Raw genomic sequence first — 15,020 nt, forward strand, 5'->3', positions numbered from 1 at the left:
GCGCCGCTACGGTCGATGCGTGTCCGACCGCGTCCAGCGCTGGGAGCTGTCCGCCCTCGGCCGACGACACCGCGTGGAGACGACGGGCTCGGTCCTCAGGACGGTCACCTGGCACGTCGACGACCGGCTCGTCGCCACCACGCGGTCGTCCGACGACACGATCCGGCTCACCCCGGGCGACCGGCTGGAGAAGAGCCAGGAGGAGGGGGCCGGGGAGCCACCGCCGGACGTCGGCGCCCTCTCCGTCACCTTCACCGCGCTGGGGCGGCCGAAGCGGGCCACCTGGTACCGGCCCGACGGCGACGTGGCCGCTCCCGCCCGTGCCCTGCTCGGGGTCGGCGGGGTCGACCTGGCACCCGAGCCGGGCTCGCCCGCCGCGCTCCGTGAGGAGCGGATCGAACGGCACCCCCGGCGGCACACGGCACTGGCCGTCGCCGGGGGCGTCGCGACGGTCGTGCTGCCCCTGCTCCTCGGCCTCCTGGTCGTGCGGCTGGCGATCGCGATCCCCTGGCCGGACTGGGACCTCCCGGACATCCCGTGGCCGGACCTCGACCTGCCGTCGATCCCCTGGCCCGACGTCGACCTGCCCGACGTCGACCTGCCCGACTGGCCGCTGCCGGGCTGGGTGACCTGGCTGCTGGACCGGGCCGGGTACGTCTGGCCCGTCGTCGTGGCCTGGTTCCTCGCCCGCCGGGAGGTCCGGCGCCGCCGGGAGCAGTCGAGGCTGCGGGCCGAGCTGGCGGCCGACGCACGCGCCGGTGCACCGGACCGGGCTGATCCCGACCCGGGTCCTGGGACGTCGCCGCCGCCTCCGGCCGAAGACGGCCCCCGGACGCACGACAGGTCACCCGAGGAGCCGGTGTGACGGTCTGCGCAGCCGTTCCACCGGGCAGAACGCGCCACGACCGGTGAGGATCGGGACGTGACGAGCACCGCCGACCAGCCGACGCCCACCATCGACGCCTCGACCACGGACGCATGGGGCATCGACGCCCGCTGGCTCGACGTCTCCGACACCGAGCACCTGATCGCCGAGTCGACGATCGAGAAGCTGCGCGAGGTCATCGGCGACCCGCCGGCAGACCTGATCGACCGCGTGCCGATCGTCGCCCGCCCCGGGGACGCCCTGGAGGTCGAGGCCGCCGAGGTCGAGTGCGAGGACGGGACGGCGCGCACCGTCGACGGCGTCCTGCCCGAGGACTTCCCGCTGGGCTACCACCGGCTGCGCACCGCCGACGGCCGCGAGCGCCGGCTGATCGTCTCCCCCGGCCGCTGCTGGCTGCCCGAGGGCTGGCGCGGCTGGGGCTGGGCCGTGCAGCTCTACGCCACCCGCGGCCGGGGCAGCTGGGGCATCGGCGACCTCGGTGACCTGCGCACCGTCACGCAGTTCGCCAAGGAGCAGGGCGCCGGGTTCGTGCTGGTCAACCCGCTGCACGCGGTCGCCCCCACGCCGGAGCAGGAGGCCAGCCCCTACCTGCCGGCCACCCGCCGTTTCCGCAACCCGGTCTACCTGCGCATCGCCGACGTCCCCGGCGCCGACGCGGTCGACACCGAGGCCGAGGCCGGCTCCGCGCTGGGCGACGCCGAGCTCATCGACCGCGACGCCATCTGGACGCTCAAGCGCCGAGTGCTGCAGCGGGTCTTCGACGCCGGCATCGACGAAGGTGCCCTGCGCGACTGGTGGTGGCACCAGGGGCAGCCGCTGATGGACTGGGCCACCTGGTGCGCGGTCGCTGACGAGCACGGCCCCGACTGGCACGCCTGGCCCGCCGAGCTGGTCGACCCGCGCGGTACCGGCGTGGCCGACTTCGCCGCTTCGCACGAGCGCGAGATCGCCTTCCACGCCTGGCTGCAGTGGCAGCTGGACCGCCAGCTGCGCGCGGCCACCGAGGGCATCACCGTCATCCAGGACCTGCCGATCGGCGTCGCCGGCGGCGGCGCCGACGCGTGGGCCTGGCAGGACGTGCTCGCCCAGGGCGTGAGCGTGGGCGCCCCGCCGGACGCCTTCAACGCCCGCGGACAGGACTGGGGCTCCCCGCCGTTGGTGCCCTGGCGCCTGCAGGCCGCCGACTACGAGCCGTTCATCCAGTCCATCCGGGCCACCATGGCCGGCGCCGGCGGGCTGCGCGTCGACCACGTCATGGGCCTGTTCCGGCTGTGGTGGGTGCCGTCCGAGGGCGGGCCGGACGCCGGCGCCTACGTGCGCTACCCCTACGAGGACATGCTCGACATCGTCGCGCTGGAGAGCCACCGCGCCCAGGCGATCGTGGTCGGCGAGGACCTCGGAGTCGTCGAGGACGGCGTGCGCGAGGCCATGGCCGAGCACGGGATCCTGTCCTACAAGCTGCTGTGGTTCGAGGACGACGAGCCCGCCGCGTGGCCGGCGGAGTCCATGGCCGCGGTGACCACCCACGACCTGCCCACCATCCCCGGTCTGGTCACCGGGTCCGACGTGGCCGAGCAGCTCGAGCACGAGACGGGCACCGCCGAGGAGCTGGAGAGCGGCCGCACATCGCTGCTGGAGCACCTCGGCGGCGTCCCGGACGGCACCACGCCGGACGAGGCCGTGCTCGCGGCCTACCGGCGACTGGCCACCGCGCCCTCGACGCTGCTGTCGGCGACGCTGGACGACGCCCTGGGCGTCGAGCGCCGGCCCAACATCCCCGGTGCGAACGAGCGGCCCAACTGGTGCCTGCCGCTGCCGGTGGCCACCGAGGACCTCGCCGCCCACGCCGGCGTGCAGGCGGTGGCCCACGTGCTCGCCGAGGGGCTGCAGCCCGCGCCGCCGGTCAGCAAGCACAAGGGCAGGGCCAAGCAGGCCAAGAGCGGCGGGAAGAGCCGCAAGAAGTGACGTCGACGCCGTCCCCTCGCGCTGAGGGGACGGCGTCGGCGGGTCAGCTCTGCAGGAAGGCCAGCAGGTCGGCGTTGATCGTGGCGGCCTCGGTGGTCGGCATGCCGTGCGGGAAGCCGGCGTAGGTCTTCAGCGTCCCGTTCGGCAGCAGCTCGGCCGACAGCGGCGCGGAGTCGGCGTAGGGCACGACCTGGTCGTCGTCACCGTGCATGACCAGCACCGGCACGGTGATCTTCTTCAGGTCGTCGGTGAAGTCGGTCTGGGAGAACGCGACGACGCCGTCGTAGTGGGCCTTGGCGCCGCCCATCATCCCCTGGCGCCACCAGTTCTGGATCACCGCTTCTTGCGGCTCGACGCCGTCCCGGTTGAAGCCGTAGAACGCCGTCGCGGGCAGCTCGCGGTAGAAGTTGGACCGGTTGGTGGCCACCTGCTCCTGGATGCCGTCGAAGACGCTCTTCGGCAGCCCGCCCGGGTTGGCGTCGGTCTGCACCATGAGCGGCGGCACCGCGCTGATCAGCACCGCCTTGGCGACGCGGTCCGCACCGTGCCGGGCGATGTAGTGCGCGACCTCGCCGCCGCCGGTGGAGTGGCCGACGTGCACGGCGTCGTGCAGGTCCAGGTGGGTGACCAGCGCGGCCAGGTCGTCGGCGTAGTGGTCCATGTCGTGGCCGTCGGCGACCTGGGTCGACCGGCCGTGGCCACGGCGGTCGTGGGCGATGACGCGGTAGCCGTGGGCGAGGAAGAACATGAGCTGGGCGTCCCAGTCGTCGCTGGACAGCGGCCAGCCGTGGCTGAACACGATCGGCTGACCGGTGCCCCAGTCCTTGTAGAAGATCTCGACGCCGTCGGGGGTGGTGACGAAGGGCATGGCAGGTGCTCCTGTGCTCGGTGCGGGTGCGGCGACGTGCGCCGCGCTGGACGTGGCCCGGCCCGCTGCCCTGGGCCGGACCGCCTGGACCGTAGGACGACGGCGCCCGCCCCGGGTGTGCCCTGCGTGCCCGACCCCGGACCCTGCCTGCCGATCCGGTCCCCGCCACCCGCTCCTTGCCACGCGGCGGCTCGACCGGCCAGGATCGGCCCGGTCAGGGCAGCGTCGCCGCGGACCCCTCCGGAGGGACCCATGGTCACCCTGGTCGACACCGACCTGCTCCCACCGTCCGAGCGCCGCCCGGCCCAGGTCGGCGGCATGCTCGAGGCGGCGATCGGCGCCCGCGTCCGCTTCCCGGGCCGTCGTCCACCCGCGCACGCCCGGATGGACACGTGGGACCTCGGCGGGCTGACGGTCACGCGCGCCGACCTCACCGGCGAGCTCGAGCTCACCCAGTCCGTCCGCCAGGCCCGGCAGGACGTCGAGCCGCTGGTGTCCTTCGCCGTCCAAGAGGTGGGCGAGGCGCTGCAGGACCACCTCGGCGGCCGCCGGGTCGTGCCCGTCGGCGGGCTCACGCTGACCGACGTCACCTCGCCCTACGAGTACCGGTGGTCCGGTCGCGGGGTGTGCCGGTCGCTGCAGATCCCGGTGGCGCGGCTGGGCCTGCCGGTCGACGTCGTGCGCCGAGCTCTCCCGCTGGCCCGGCGGAGCCCGCTGCACGGTCTGGTGAGCGCCCACCTGGAGCAGGTGACGCTGAACGCCGAGGAGCTGGTGGGCGAGCCGATGGTGCAGGCGCTCGCGTCGGCGACGGTCGACCTGACCCGGGCGCTGCTGGCCTCGGCCGACGACGCCGGCCGGACGGCGCAGGACGCGGCGGCCGAGACGCTGCTCAGCCAGGTGCGGGCGTACGTGCGCCAGCACCTCACCGACCCCGGGCTGGACGCCGGACGGGTCGCCGCGGCGCTGGCCGTCTCGGTGCGCCAGCTGTACCGGGTGTGCGCCGCGGCCGGGTTCAGCCTCGAGCAGTGGGTGATCGAGCAGCGGCTGGAGGGTGCCCGCGCCGAGCTGGCCGACCCCGGCAGCCGGAGCCGGCCGATCGCGGTGGTGGCGCGGCGGTGGGGCTTCACCGACGCGTCCTACTTCAGCCGTCGCTTCCGCGCGGCGTACGGAGTCGCACCCCGTGAGTGGCGACAGGCCGGAGCCGGGGTCTGGAGCCCGCCCGTCCCGCGACGAGGCGGCTGACGCCGCCCACATCGGTCGAACACGTGTTCGACCGTCGTGAGAACATCTGCCGGTGGCCGGGGGCATGCAGCGCGGACAGCACGGCGTCTCGCTGGCCGACCGCGCCGCCCGCTCCGGCGTGCCCGCCTTGCCGTCCGGGCCCGAGCCGCGGCCGGCGCCGCGCCGCCCCGCCGGCGACGGGTCGGGGCGGCACTGCTGGGTGCACGACCCACCCGACGCGCCCGGCACGTGGCCCGGCCTGCTCGTCGAGTGGCGCCAGCAGGAGGACGGCTGGCACGGGCGGGTTGCCTACGCCGTCCCCGGGGTGCACGGACCGGTGCTGGTGGAGGCGTGGTTGCCCGCCGACCAGCTGAAACAGGGCTGACCGCCGACGGGTCCCCCGACCGTCCCGCGCGCGGCGAGCAGGCGCGCCACGACCTCGTCGAGGGCACGGACGACGGCCGCCCGGCCGACCTCGGTGTCGGGACCGGTGTCGAACCCGTGCTGGGCCCCCGGCACCTCGACGGTCGTCAGACCGGCGGGCCGCACCTCCAGCAGCGCGTGCTGCCCCGGTACGAACGCGGGCAGCTCGTGCTCGACGAGGGTGAGCACCACCGGGGTGTCCCCCAGCCCGCGCAGGGCGTCGGTCAGCGAGGGCCAGCCGGGGACGTCCTCGGTCGGCAGCAGCGGGTAGGTCAGCGCGACGCACCGCAGCCAGCCGGGGCCGGCGGCGAGCAGCGGGAGGGCGAGCGGGCCGCCGCCGGAGAAGAACCAGACGGCCACCCGGTCACCGTCGACCGCACCGCCGTCGCGCACCGCGGACAGCACCCGGTCGAGCGTGGCGGCGGCCTCCGGGTAGCGCCTGCCGCCGGTCAGCTCGTGGTCGAGCACGACCGCGGCCACGCCCCGCCGCGCGAGCTGGGCGGCGTAGGCGCGGAAGAACGGCGTCCGGCGGGGGGCCACCGGCGGGGGCTGCTGGAACAGCCCGTGCACCAGGACGACGACGGGTGGCCGCCCACCCTGCTCGGGCAGGTACAGGTCGAAGCCGCCGTGGTCGACCGGCTCGACCGGGTCGGTGGGGAGGATGAGGTCGGGCACCTGGATCACGTGGGCTCCTCGTCGGAGAGCTGGCGGATGCGGTCGGTGAGCAGGGTCAGCACGCGGGCGCAGCTCACGAGGTCCTCGGCGTCGAGGTCGGCGGTGACCCGGTCGAGGGCGGCGAGCTCGCGCCCGTGCACCTCGTCGAAGGTCCGGCGGCCGGACCCGGTCGCTGCGACCAACCGGGACCGCCGGTGCTGCGGGTTGTCCGCGAGGTCGAGCAGCCCGCGCGCCGCACCGGTGTCGACGAGCGCCTGGACGCTCTGCCGGGTGACCCCGAACTCCCGGGCGAGCTGCGGGACGGTCATCGGCCCCCGGTCGAGCACGAGCTCCAGCACCGCGCGCAGCGGCACGGTCAGGTCGGTGCCGCGCAGCGCCTGGTCCACGGCACGCCCGGCGGCCTGGTACAGCGGGCGCACCTGCGCGAGCACCTGGTACGCCGCGGGCACGGCACCGGGCGCCTGGGCGCCCGCACCGTCCCGCGTCTCGACGTCCTCTGTCATGACAGTCAGCCTGTCGTAATGACAGGCTACCTGTCAACCCCGTGGTGCGCTCAGGCCAGCCCCGGCCGGCTGCCCCGCGTCCTACGCTCCGCGGCATGACCGAGCAGCCGTCGGCGCCGGCCCGACGTCGTCCGCTCTCGGTGCCGGAGGTCGCCGCGATCGCCGGCGGCGTCTTCGCCGTCGTGGTCATCGGGCTCCCCGGGCTGGTCCCCGTCCTCTGGCCACCCCTCACGTGGTCGGCCGTCGGGGCGCTGGCGCTCCCGCTCGGTCTCGCGCAGGTCGCCGGGGCCCTCCGGCACCGGTCCGGCGGACGGACGCGCCTGCTGGTGGTCCCGCCCCTGGGGATCGTGGTCACGGCGGTGACTGCCGCGTTCGCGGACGAGGAGCTGGCCGGCGACGGCCGGGCGGGTCAGGTGCTCGTCGCCGTCCTGGTCTCGGCGCCGGCCGTGGCGGCGCTCCTCACCGCGACGTCGCGGGCACGGTCGGCTCCCCGGCCGTGACGCCGCGCCCGGCGCCCGGCGCCGTCGTCGGTTTGCGCAGGCACCGTCCCGGGATACGGAGGAGGGGACGCAGTCCGGGACATCCCCGGACACCGAGAGCGGAGGCGAGAGATGACCAGCCCGCACGACGAACCGACGCTCGACGACGTGATCCTCCCCGAGGAGTCCGTGACCCAGGACCGCACCCAGCACGCCAAGGACCCGCACCCCTCCGACGAGGTCCTCGAGCACCGCACCGAGCTGGAGCGCCAGGCCGTCGGCTCCGACGACGCCGCCCCGGGCGGGGCCTACGAGCACGACGCGACCGAGGCCTGAGCCCACCGGTCGCCTCCCAGGGGCGGCGTCCCGGCACCGCCGGGGCGCCGCCCCTGGCGCGTCAGGGGGTCAGTGCGCGGGTCCGCCCGAGGACGACGCTGAGCACGCCGGCCGCGGCGGTGCACCCGCCGGCCAACAGCACGACACCGCTCCACCCGGCGCCCTGCCAGGCCCGGCCGGCCAGCGTGCCGGCCACCGACGAGCCGACGTAGTACCAGAACGAGTACAGCGACGCGGCCTGCCCGACGGCGCGACCACCCAGCTGCGCCCGCACCGCCACCCAGCTGCTGGCCACCCCGTGCGCGGCGAAGAAGCCCGTGGACAGCACGCAGAGGCCCAGCACGACGCACCACAGCGGGTCGAGCAGGGTCAGCGCGATCCCCCCGCCCATGACCACGACGGTCGCGGGCACCACCAGCCGCCGGCCGAACCGGTCGGCGAGCGCCCCGGCGACCGGGGAGCTGGCCGAGCCGGGGAGGTAGGCCAGGAACACCAGCCCGGCCAGCGCCGGGGTGAGCAGGTACGGGGTGTCCTCCAGCCGGAAGGTGACCGCGTTGTAGACCGCCACCGACCCGCCCATCAGCAGCGCGGCGATCCCGTACAGCGCGAGCAGTGCCGGGTCGGTGAAGGCCCGCGCCAGCTGGCGCAGCAGCCGGCCCTGCCGCACCACCGGGGCGAACAGCCGGGAGCCGGGCAACAGCAGCCGGACGGCGACCGCGCAGGCCACCGCCAGCACGGCGGTCCCGCCCAGCGCCGTCCGCCAGCCGCCGAGCTCGGTGAGGAACCCGGTGACCAGCCGCCCGGACAGCCCCCCGATCGCCGTGCCGCTGACGTAGAGCCCGATGGCCCGGGAGCTGACGCCGGGGTGCAGCTCCTCGCGCAGGTAGGCCACCGCCACCGCCGGCAGCCCGGCCAGTGCGAAGCCCTGCAGCCCGCGCAGCACCAGCAGCACCGGCCAGGCCGGGGCCAGCGCGATCAGCAGCCCCAGCACCGCGTTGGCGGCCAGGCTGGCGTGCAGGATGCCGGTGCGGCCGCGGCGGTCCGACAGCGGCCCGAGCACCAGCAGGCCCACGGCCAGCGCGGCGGTGCTCACCGAGATCGACAGCGTCGAGCCGGCCGGGGTCACGCCGAAGGAGCGGGTCAGCTCCGGCAGCAGGGCTTGCGGGGCGTACAGGCTGGAGAACACCGCGACGCCGGCGAGGAACACCGCCACCGAGGCGCGCCGGAACCCGGGCTCCCCGGTGCGGTGCCCGGCCCACTCCCCCGTGCTCATCGGGGCCAGCCTGCCCGGGTGCGCCCCGGTCACCGGCGCGGGGGTCAGGAGGTGGGGTCAGGAGGCGCGTTCGGCCACCAGGTCCGCGGCCGTCACCCCGGTCATGGTCCGGACGACGTTGGGTGCCGACTCCCGGGCGGCCCGGGCCGCGAGCACCTCGCGAGCCACGACCGCGTCGTCGAAGGCGACCGGCGCACCGTCGTCGGTCATCGTCGTCTCGTGACCGCGGCCCACCACGATCACCACGTCGGCGGCGCCGCCGGCCTGCACCGCGGCGGCGATCGCCGCCCGGCGGTCGAGCACGGTGTGCACCTCGGCGGTGCCGCCGAGCAGCCCGACCCGCAGCTCCTCGACGATCGACTCCGGCCGCTCACCGTGGCTGCCCTCGTTGGTGAGCCAGACGGTGTCCGCGGCGCGGGCGGAGACGCCGAGGCCCTGCCGCTTGTAGCGGTCGCGCCGGCCGCGGGCGCCCAGCACCAGGTGCACCCGGCCGCCGGGCCCGGTCAGCTCGTGGGCGGTCTGCAGCGCCGCGGCCAGGGCGCGCGGGGTGTGCGCGTAGTCGACGACGACCAGCGGGCCGGCGTCCGCGCGCAGCAGGGTGTTGCGCCCGGCCGGCGGCGCGGTGGTGGCCAGCCCCGCGGCCACGGTCTGCGGGGAGATGCCCATCGCCCGGCCGGTGGCCCAGGCGGCGGCGAGGTTGCCCACGTGCACCCGGCCGACCAGCGGCGAGGACAGCCAGTGCCGGCCGTCGGCGTCCTCGACCACCAGGTTCGTGCCCGCCGCGCCGGTCTGCCAGCTCACCACCCGCACGTCGGCCGTCGGGTCGTCGGTGGCCGACACCCGGGTCACCGGCACCCGGGCCTGGTCGGCCAGCCGGCGTCCCCACGGCTCGTCGACCACGACCACCGCGCTGTCGGTGCGCTCGGGGGTGAACAGCCGCGCCTTGCTGGCCCAGTACTGCTCGATGGTGCCGTGGTGGTCGAGGTGGTCCTCCTCGAAGCCGGTGAAGATCGCCACGGACACGTGCACGCCGTCGACCCGGCCGACGTCCAGGGCGATCGAGGAGGCCTCGACCACCGCGCTGGTGGCGCCGGCGTCGAGCATCCAGGCCAGCAGGCCGTGCAGCTCGGGGGCCTCGGGCGTGGTCAGCCGGGTGCTGCGGGTCTGGTCACCGACCCGCGCACCGAGGGTGGTGACCACCCCGGCGCACTCCCCCGCGGCCTGCAGCACGCCGCGCACCAGGGTGCTGGTCGTCGTCTTGCCGTTGCTGCCGGTGACCCCGACCAGCCGCAGCCGGTCGGCCGGGTCGCCGGCCAGCAGGGCGCCCAGCGGCCCGAGCTGGGCGCGCACCGAGGGCACCAGCAGCTGCGGGACGTCGACGTCGACCGGCCGGTCGACCAGGAGGGCGGCGGCACCGGCGGCGACCGCGGTGGCGGCGAACCGGTGACCGTCGCTGCGCCCGCCCCGCACGCAGGCGAACAGGCAGCCCGGGGTCACCGCACGGGAGTCGGTGACCAGGCCGTGCAGCACCAGCCCGTCGGTCGCACCGGAGGCCACGACCGGGCCGGTCGCAGCAGTGCGGGCACGCCGTTCGACCGCTGACCAGACCACCCCGGGGAACGACACCGTTCTCATGCTAGAGGGAGCCGCAGGAGTCCGGCAGCCCGAGACCGGACGGTGCACGACCGATCCGGGACTGGTTGGCTGCGGGCATGGCCCGACTGACCACCGAGGACGTCGCCTGCTGGGTGATCAAGAGCGCCCGACCACCCGACGCCGTCCTGCCCGGCTGGCTGCCCGGGAGCGCCGCCGAGCTCGACCGCTGCGTGCGCCCCTCCTACCGGCTGGAGCTGATGGGCGCCGGGCAGCCGGTGCTGCTGTGGGTCAGTGGCCGAGACCGCCCCGGCGTGCACGCCCTCGGCGTCCTCACCGGTCCGGTCACCGCGACCGACGGCGGCCCCGCGGTCCCGCTGCGCCTGACCCGGCTGGCCGAGCCGGTGGACCGGGCCGAGCTGCTGGCCGACCCGGTCGCGCGGGACGCCGAGGTGCTGCGGATGCCGGCGGGCAGCAACCCGTCGTGGCTGTCGGCGGAGCAGTACGCCGCCGTGCTCGCGCTGACCTGAGTCAGCCGGCGCGCGGGGCGTACATGATCATCGACACCCCGGCCAGGCAGACGGCCGCGCCCAGGAGGTCCCACCGGTCGGGGCGGAAGCCGTCGGCGACCACCGCCCACAGCAGCGACCCGGCGACGAACACCCCGCCGTAGGCGGCCAGCACCCGGCCGAACGCCGCCTCGGGCTGCAGGGTGGCGACCATCCCGTACAGCGCGAGCGACACCATCCCGACGCCCACCCAGAGCCAGCCGCGGTGCTCGCGCAGCCCCTGCCACACCAGCCAGGCGCCGCCGATCTCCAGCAGCGCGGCGAGGACGAACAGGGCGATGGAGCGGATGGTCACACCCCCACTCTGCCGCCCCGGGCCTCGCGGTCGCCTCCGGGCTGGGACCATGGGTCCTCGTGACGGACAGCCGGTACCGCCTGGGCGGACTCGCATGGGTGCTGACTCTTCAGTTCTTCGTCGTGGAGGCGATCGCGGCCTCCCGGTTCGGGGGCTACTCCTACACCCGGGACACGATCAGCGACCTGGGGACGGCGGGGTCCTCGGCCCGGCTGCTGATGAACGGCTCGTTCATCGCCCAGGGCCTGCTCATCATCGCCGGCGCGCTGCTGCTGGGACCGGGCCTGGCCGGCACCGGCGGGCGGCTGTCCCGGGTGCTGCTGACCGTCTCCGGCATCGGCGTGCTGCTGGTCGGGGTCTTCCCCTCCGACGGGGACGGCACCGTGCACGCGATCGCCGCGGGCGCGCACCTGCTGGGCGGCGGCATCGGGCTGACCGCGCTGGCCTACGGCGTCCGCCCGCGCTCGGAGGGGCTGGGCACCACGCTGGCCGTGCTGGGCCTGCTGGGCATCATCGCGACGATCTTCTTCGGCGCGGCGGTGTTCCTGTTCCTCGGCGAGGGCGGCACCGAGCGGGTCGCCGCCTACGTGCTGCCGATCGGGCTGGTCGCCGCCGGTGTCGCGCTGTGGCGCCAGAAGGACGACTGGCTGGCGCTGACCAACCCCGACGGGACGCCGAGCCGCCGCCAGCTGCGCGAGGACGCCCGGCTGCAGCGCGCCCAGCAGGCCGCCGCCCGCGACGCCGCCCTGGAGGCCGCCGCCACGCGCCGCCCCGAGCCCCGGCCGGCCGCGCCCGTCCAGCAGGCCACCGCCGAGGACGACGACTTCGACCCCGACGACCCCTGGGCCCCCCGCCGCCGCTGACGCCACCCGGGCGGTGCGGGACGCCGAGTGTGCGCTCACCGGGCTCACTCGGCCGGACCGAGCCCGCTGCGCGCACCCTCGGCGTCCGACCGCGGGATCCGGGGCGCGTCACGGGAGTGCCCACCTGCGCCGAGAGTGCGCTGAGCGGGGTCCTGGCGCTCCTCCGGGCCCGGTGAGCGCACACTCGACGTCCGGCAGCAGCGGTCAGCCGGTGAGCCAGGCCTCGCGGGTGAGGGCGTACTCGACCTCGCCGTGCTCGGCCCCGGGCAGCGCGGTCTCCCACTGCAGGTGGAACGTGCGCACGTGCTGGAGGCCCACGGCGGCCAGCACCGCCCGGGACCCGGCGTTGACCGCCATCGTCTCGGCGGACACCCGCTGCAGCCCGAGGTCGGCGAAGGCGTGCCGCACCAGCTCGCGCGCCCCCTCGGTGGCCAGCCCGCGCCGCCACCACCGGGGCAGCAGCCGGTAGCCGAGCTCGGCCTGCCCCTCGGCGGGCCCCTGGTCAGGGCGCTCCGGGACGTCGAGCAGCCACCAGCCGACCGGCTCGCCGTCCACGGAGCCCACCCAGAACCCCAGCCCGGGCGCCCGCTCGGCCACCGCGAGCCGCTGCACGTGCCGGGCGAGCACCTCGGCGCGGGTGCGCGGCCGGGGCTCCAGGTACCGCATCACCGCCGCGTCGCCGTCCAGCTCCACCTCGAACTCGCGGTGGGCGTCGGCCAGCGGCTCCAGCAGCAGCCGGTCGGTGCGCAGGGCCGCCTGGGTCACCGGGCGGCGACGTCCAGCTCGCTGAGCAGGCCGCGGATGCGGGTCTCGATCTCGTCGCGGATCGGCCGCACCGCCTCCACCCCCTTGCCGGCCGGGTCGGTGAGCGCCCAGTCCAGGTACCGCTTGCCGGGGAAGACCGGGCAGGCATCGCCGCAGCCCATGGTGATGACCACGTCGGAGGCCTCGACGGCGTCGGTGGTGAGCACCTTCGGACGCTGGTCGGAGATGTCGATGCCGACCTCGGCCATCGCGGCGACCGCGGCGGGGTTGACCTGGTCGCCGGGCACGGAGCCCGCGGAGCGGACCTCGACGGCGTCGCCGGCCAGGTGCCGCAGCCAGCCGGCGGCCATCTGGGAGCGGCCGGCGTTGTGCACGCAGACGAACAGGATGCTGGGGGTGCTCACGGGTTCCTCCTGAGGGGGACGGTCGGGTCGTCGGGCAGCCAGCGGCGGCCTGCCCACAGCGAGACGTACACGAGCGCGACGAGCACCGGCACCTCGATCAGCGGGCCGACCACGCCGGCCAGCGCCTGACCGGAGGTGACGCCGAAGGTGCCGATGGCCACCGCGATGGCCAGCTCGAAGTTGTTGCCGGTGGCGGTGAAGGCCAGGGTCGCCGTCTTCGCGTACCCCAGCCGCAGCCGCAGGCCGAGGGCGAACGAGCCGCCGAACATCAGCGCGAAGTAGGCCAGCAGCGGCAGCGCGATGCGGACGACGTCCCAGGGTGCTGCGGTGATGGCCTCCCCCTGCAGCGCGAAGAGCATCACGATGGTGAACAGCAGGCCGTAGAGCGCGACCGGGCCGATCCGCGGCAGGAACCGGGACTCGTACCAGTCCCGGCCCTTCGTGCGCTCCCCGATCGTGCGGGTGAGGAAGCCGGCGACCAGCGGGATGCCCAGGAACACCAGCACGCTGACCACGATGGCCCCGACGCTGAACTCCGCCGAGGTGGTCGACAGGCCCAGCCAGCCGGGCAGCACCTGCAAGTAGAACCAGCCGAGCGCGGCGAAGGCGACGATCTGGAACACCGAGTTGATCGCCACCAGCACCGCGGCGGCCTCGCGGTCACCGCAGGACAGGTCGTTCCAGATCAGCACCATCGCGATGCAGCGGGCCAGGCCCACGATCACCAGTCCGGTGCGGTACTCGGGCAGGTCGGGCAGCAGCAGCCAGGCCAGGGCGAACATCAGCGCTGGGCCGAGGAGCCAGTTGAGCACCAGCGAGGCGCCGAGCAGCCGGCGGTCACCGGTCACCCGGTCCAGCTCGGAGTACCGGACCTTGGCCAGCACCGGGTACATCATCAGCAGCAGCCCGAGCGCGATCGGCAGGCTGACCTCGCCCACCCGGACGGCGTCCAGCGCGTCGTCCAGGCCGGGGACGAACCGGCCCAGCAGCAGCCCGGCGGCCATCGCGGCGAGGATCCACACCGGCAGGAAGCGGTCCAGCCGCGAGAGCCGGGCCAGGACCGGGGCGTCGGGAGCGGGGCGGGCGAGGTCGCCGACGACGTCGCTCACGTGGGCTTGCCCGCCCGCACGACCGCACCGTGCATGCCGTCGGCGACCGGGTGGGTGAGCACGACCTCCGGGTCGGTGAAGCCGGCGGCCAGCAGTCCCTCGGTGTACTCGCTGATCGACAGTGCACCGGCGATGCAGCCGACGTGGCTGCCGCGCGCGGCCCGCTCGGCCGGGGTCAGGACGTCGTCGGCGACGACGTCGGAGATGCCGAGGCGCCCGCCGGGGGCGAGCACCCGGAACGCCTCGGCGAGGACGGCGGCCTTGTCGGTGGACAGGTTGACCACGCAGTTGCTGATGACCACGTCGACGCTGGCGTCGGGGAAGGGCAGCGCCTCGATCTCCCCGCGGCGGAACTCGACGTTGGTGGCGCCGGCCGCCTCGGCGTTCTGCCGGGCCAGGGCGAGCATCTCCTCGGTCATGTCCACGCCGTAGGCGAAGCCGGTCGGCCCGACCCGGCGGGCGGACAGCAGGACGTCGATCCCGCCGCCGGAGCCGAGGTCCAGCACCCGCTCGCCGGGCCGCAGGTCGGCCACGACCATCGGGTTGCCGCAGCCCAGGCTGGCCGCCACCGCCTCCGCCGGGAGGCCGTCGGTCTCACCGTCGTCGTACAGCCCGGCGCCGAAGCGCTCGTCGACCTCGACCGGCCGGGGACCCGCCTGGGTCTCACAGCACCCGGCGTCGGTGACCTCGCGGGCCATCGCGGCGTACCGCTCCCGAACCTGCTCACGCAGCTCGCTCATCGCTCCTCCTCCATCGACGTCCGTCGATGCCTCGTCGGGGGCAACTGTGACCG

17 protein-coding genes are annotated in these 15,020 nt (G+C 75.5%); 7 read left to right on the forward strand and 10 right to left on the reverse strand.

Annotated features, from left to right (window positions below):
• Positions 1-19 precede the first annotated feature (19 nt).
• Both O2W14_RS04585 and malQ read left to right on the forward strand, forming a co-directional pair.
• Positions 20-865 (forward strand): hypothetical protein, encoded by an 846-nt coding sequence (locus O2W14_RS04585; RefSeq protein ID WP_269174899.1) that lies wholly within the window; start codon positions 20-22, stop codon positions 863-865.
• A 57-nt stretch (positions 866-922) separates the two neighbouring features.
• Entirely contained in the window at positions 923-2,851 is a 1,929-nt protein-coding gene (gene malQ / locus O2W14_RS04590) for a 4-alpha-glucanotransferase (protein WP_269174900.1), read from the forward strand.
• A 43-nt stretch (positions 2,852-2,894) separates the two neighbouring features.
• Here malQ and O2W14_RS04595 read toward each other — a convergent pair whose 3' ends face one another.
• Entirely contained in the window at positions 2,895-3,719 is an 825-nt protein-coding gene (locus tag O2W14_RS04595) for an alpha/beta fold hydrolase (RefSeq protein WP_269174901.1), read from the reverse strand.
• Positions 3,720-3,971: 252 nt separating this feature from the next.
• Here O2W14_RS04595 and O2W14_RS04600 point away from each other — a divergent pair, with 252 nt between their 5' ends.
• The gene (locus O2W14_RS04600; RefSeq protein WP_269174902.1) at positions 3,972-4,961 is read left to right on the forward strand and encodes a helix-turn-helix domain-containing protein; all 990 of its coding nucleotides are present in this window, start codon (positions 3,972-3,974) and stop codon (positions 4,959-4,961) included.
• Positions 4,962-5,249: 288 nt separating this feature from the next.
• Here the strand turns inward: O2W14_RS04600 and O2W14_RS04605 are convergent, their stop codons facing one another.
• Entirely contained in the window at positions 5,250-6,047 is a 798-nt protein-coding gene (locus O2W14_RS04605; RefSeq protein ID WP_269174903.1) for a dienelactone hydrolase family protein, read from the reverse strand.
• Positions 6,044-6,541 (reverse strand): MarR family winged helix-turn-helix transcriptional regulator, encoded by a 498-nt coding sequence (locus O2W14_RS04610; protein ID WP_269174904.1) that lies wholly within the window; start codon positions 6,539-6,541, stop codon positions 6,044-6,046. Before O2W14_RS04610 ends, O2W14_RS04605 begins: the two co-directional genes overlap by 4 nt.
• Before the next feature lie 95 nt (positions 6,542-6,636).
• Here O2W14_RS04610 and O2W14_RS04615 point away from each other — a divergent pair, with 95 nt between their 5' ends.
• Both O2W14_RS04615 and O2W14_RS04620 read left to right on the forward strand, forming a co-directional pair.
• Positions 6,637-7,041 carry a hypothetical protein gene (locus O2W14_RS04615; RefSeq protein WP_269174905.1) on the forward strand — a complete coding sequence of 135 codons (405 nt, stop codon included), beginning with the start codon at positions 6,637-6,639 and terminating at the stop codon, positions 7,039-7,041.
• A gap of 111 nt (positions 7,042-7,152) precedes the next feature.
• Complete coding sequence (locus tag O2W14_RS04620; RefSeq protein WP_269174906.1) at positions 7,153-7,356, forward strand: hypothetical protein; 204 nt, start codon at positions 7,153-7,155, stop codon at positions 7,354-7,356.
• A 61-nt stretch (positions 7,357-7,417) separates the two neighbouring features.
• Here O2W14_RS04620 and O2W14_RS04625 read toward each other — a convergent pair whose 3' ends face one another.
• The gene (locus tag O2W14_RS04625) at positions 7,418-8,629 is read right to left on the reverse strand and encodes an MFS transporter (RefSeq protein ID WP_269174907.1); all 1,212 of its coding nucleotides are present in this window, start codon (positions 8,627-8,629) and stop codon (positions 7,418-7,420) included.
• 57 nt (positions 8,630-8,686) lie between these two features.
• Positions 8,687-10,255, reverse strand: a complete 1,569-nt coding sequence (locus tag O2W14_RS04630; protein ID WP_269174908.1) for a Mur ligase family protein — start codon at positions 10,253-10,255, stop codon at positions 8,687-8,689.
• A gap of 86 nt (positions 10,256-10,341) precedes the next feature.
• Between O2W14_RS04630 and O2W14_RS04635 the strand changes: the two genes are divergently transcribed.
• Complete coding sequence (locus O2W14_RS04635; RefSeq protein WP_269174909.1) at positions 10,342-10,752, forward strand: hypothetical protein; 411 nt, start codon at positions 10,342-10,344, stop codon at positions 10,750-10,752.
• Position 10,753: 1 nt separating this feature from the next.
• On the opposite strand, the gene O2W14_RS04640 is transcribed toward O2W14_RS04635, so the two are convergent.
• Positions 10,754-11,086: a YnfA family protein gene (locus tag O2W14_RS04640; protein WP_269174910.1), complete on the reverse strand. Its 333-nt coding sequence runs from the start codon at positions 11,084-11,086 to the stop codon at positions 10,754-10,756.
• Positions 11,087-11,184: 98 nt separating this feature from the next.
• Between O2W14_RS04640 and O2W14_RS04645 the strand changes: the two genes are divergently transcribed.
• On the forward strand, positions 11,185-11,949 hold the full coding sequence (locus tag O2W14_RS04645; protein WP_269174911.1) for a DUF998 domain-containing protein: 765 nt from the start codon (positions 11,185-11,187) through the stop codon (positions 11,947-11,949).
• A gap of 204 nt (positions 11,950-12,153) precedes the next feature.
• Here O2W14_RS04645 and O2W14_RS04650 read toward each other — a convergent pair whose 3' ends face one another.
• From O2W14_RS04650 to arsM, 4 genes are read right to left on the reverse strand one after another with little or no spacing between them, the layout of a single operon-like run.
• Positions 12,154-12,714, reverse strand: a complete 561-nt coding sequence (locus tag O2W14_RS04650; RefSeq protein ID WP_269174912.1) for a GNAT family N-acetyltransferase — start codon at positions 12,712-12,714, stop codon at positions 12,154-12,156.
• Positions 12,711-13,118, reverse strand: a complete 408-nt coding sequence (locus tag O2W14_RS04655) for an arsenate reductase ArsC (RefSeq protein ID WP_269174913.1) — start codon at positions 13,116-13,118, stop codon at positions 12,711-12,713. Before O2W14_RS04655 ends, O2W14_RS04650 begins: the two co-directional genes overlap by 4 nt.
• Entirely contained in the window at positions 13,115-14,227 is a 1,113-nt protein-coding gene (gene arsB, locus O2W14_RS04660; protein ID WP_269174914.1) for an ACR3 family arsenite efflux transporter, read from the reverse strand. The genes O2W14_RS04655 and arsB overlap by 4 nt, the downstream gene beginning before the upstream one ends.
• Entirely contained in the window at positions 14,224-14,967 is a 744-nt protein-coding gene (arsM, locus tag O2W14_RS04665) for an arsenite methyltransferase (protein ID WP_269174915.1), read from the reverse strand. The genes arsB and arsM overlap by 4 nt, the downstream gene beginning before the upstream one ends.
• Positions 14,968-15,020: the final 53 nt, after the last annotated feature.

It is taken from the genome of Modestobacter sp. VKM Ac-2986 (assembly GCF_026967795.1).
Classification (GTDB): domain Bacteria; phylum Actinomycetota; class Actinomycetes; order Mycobacteriales; family Geodermatophilaceae; genus Modestobacter.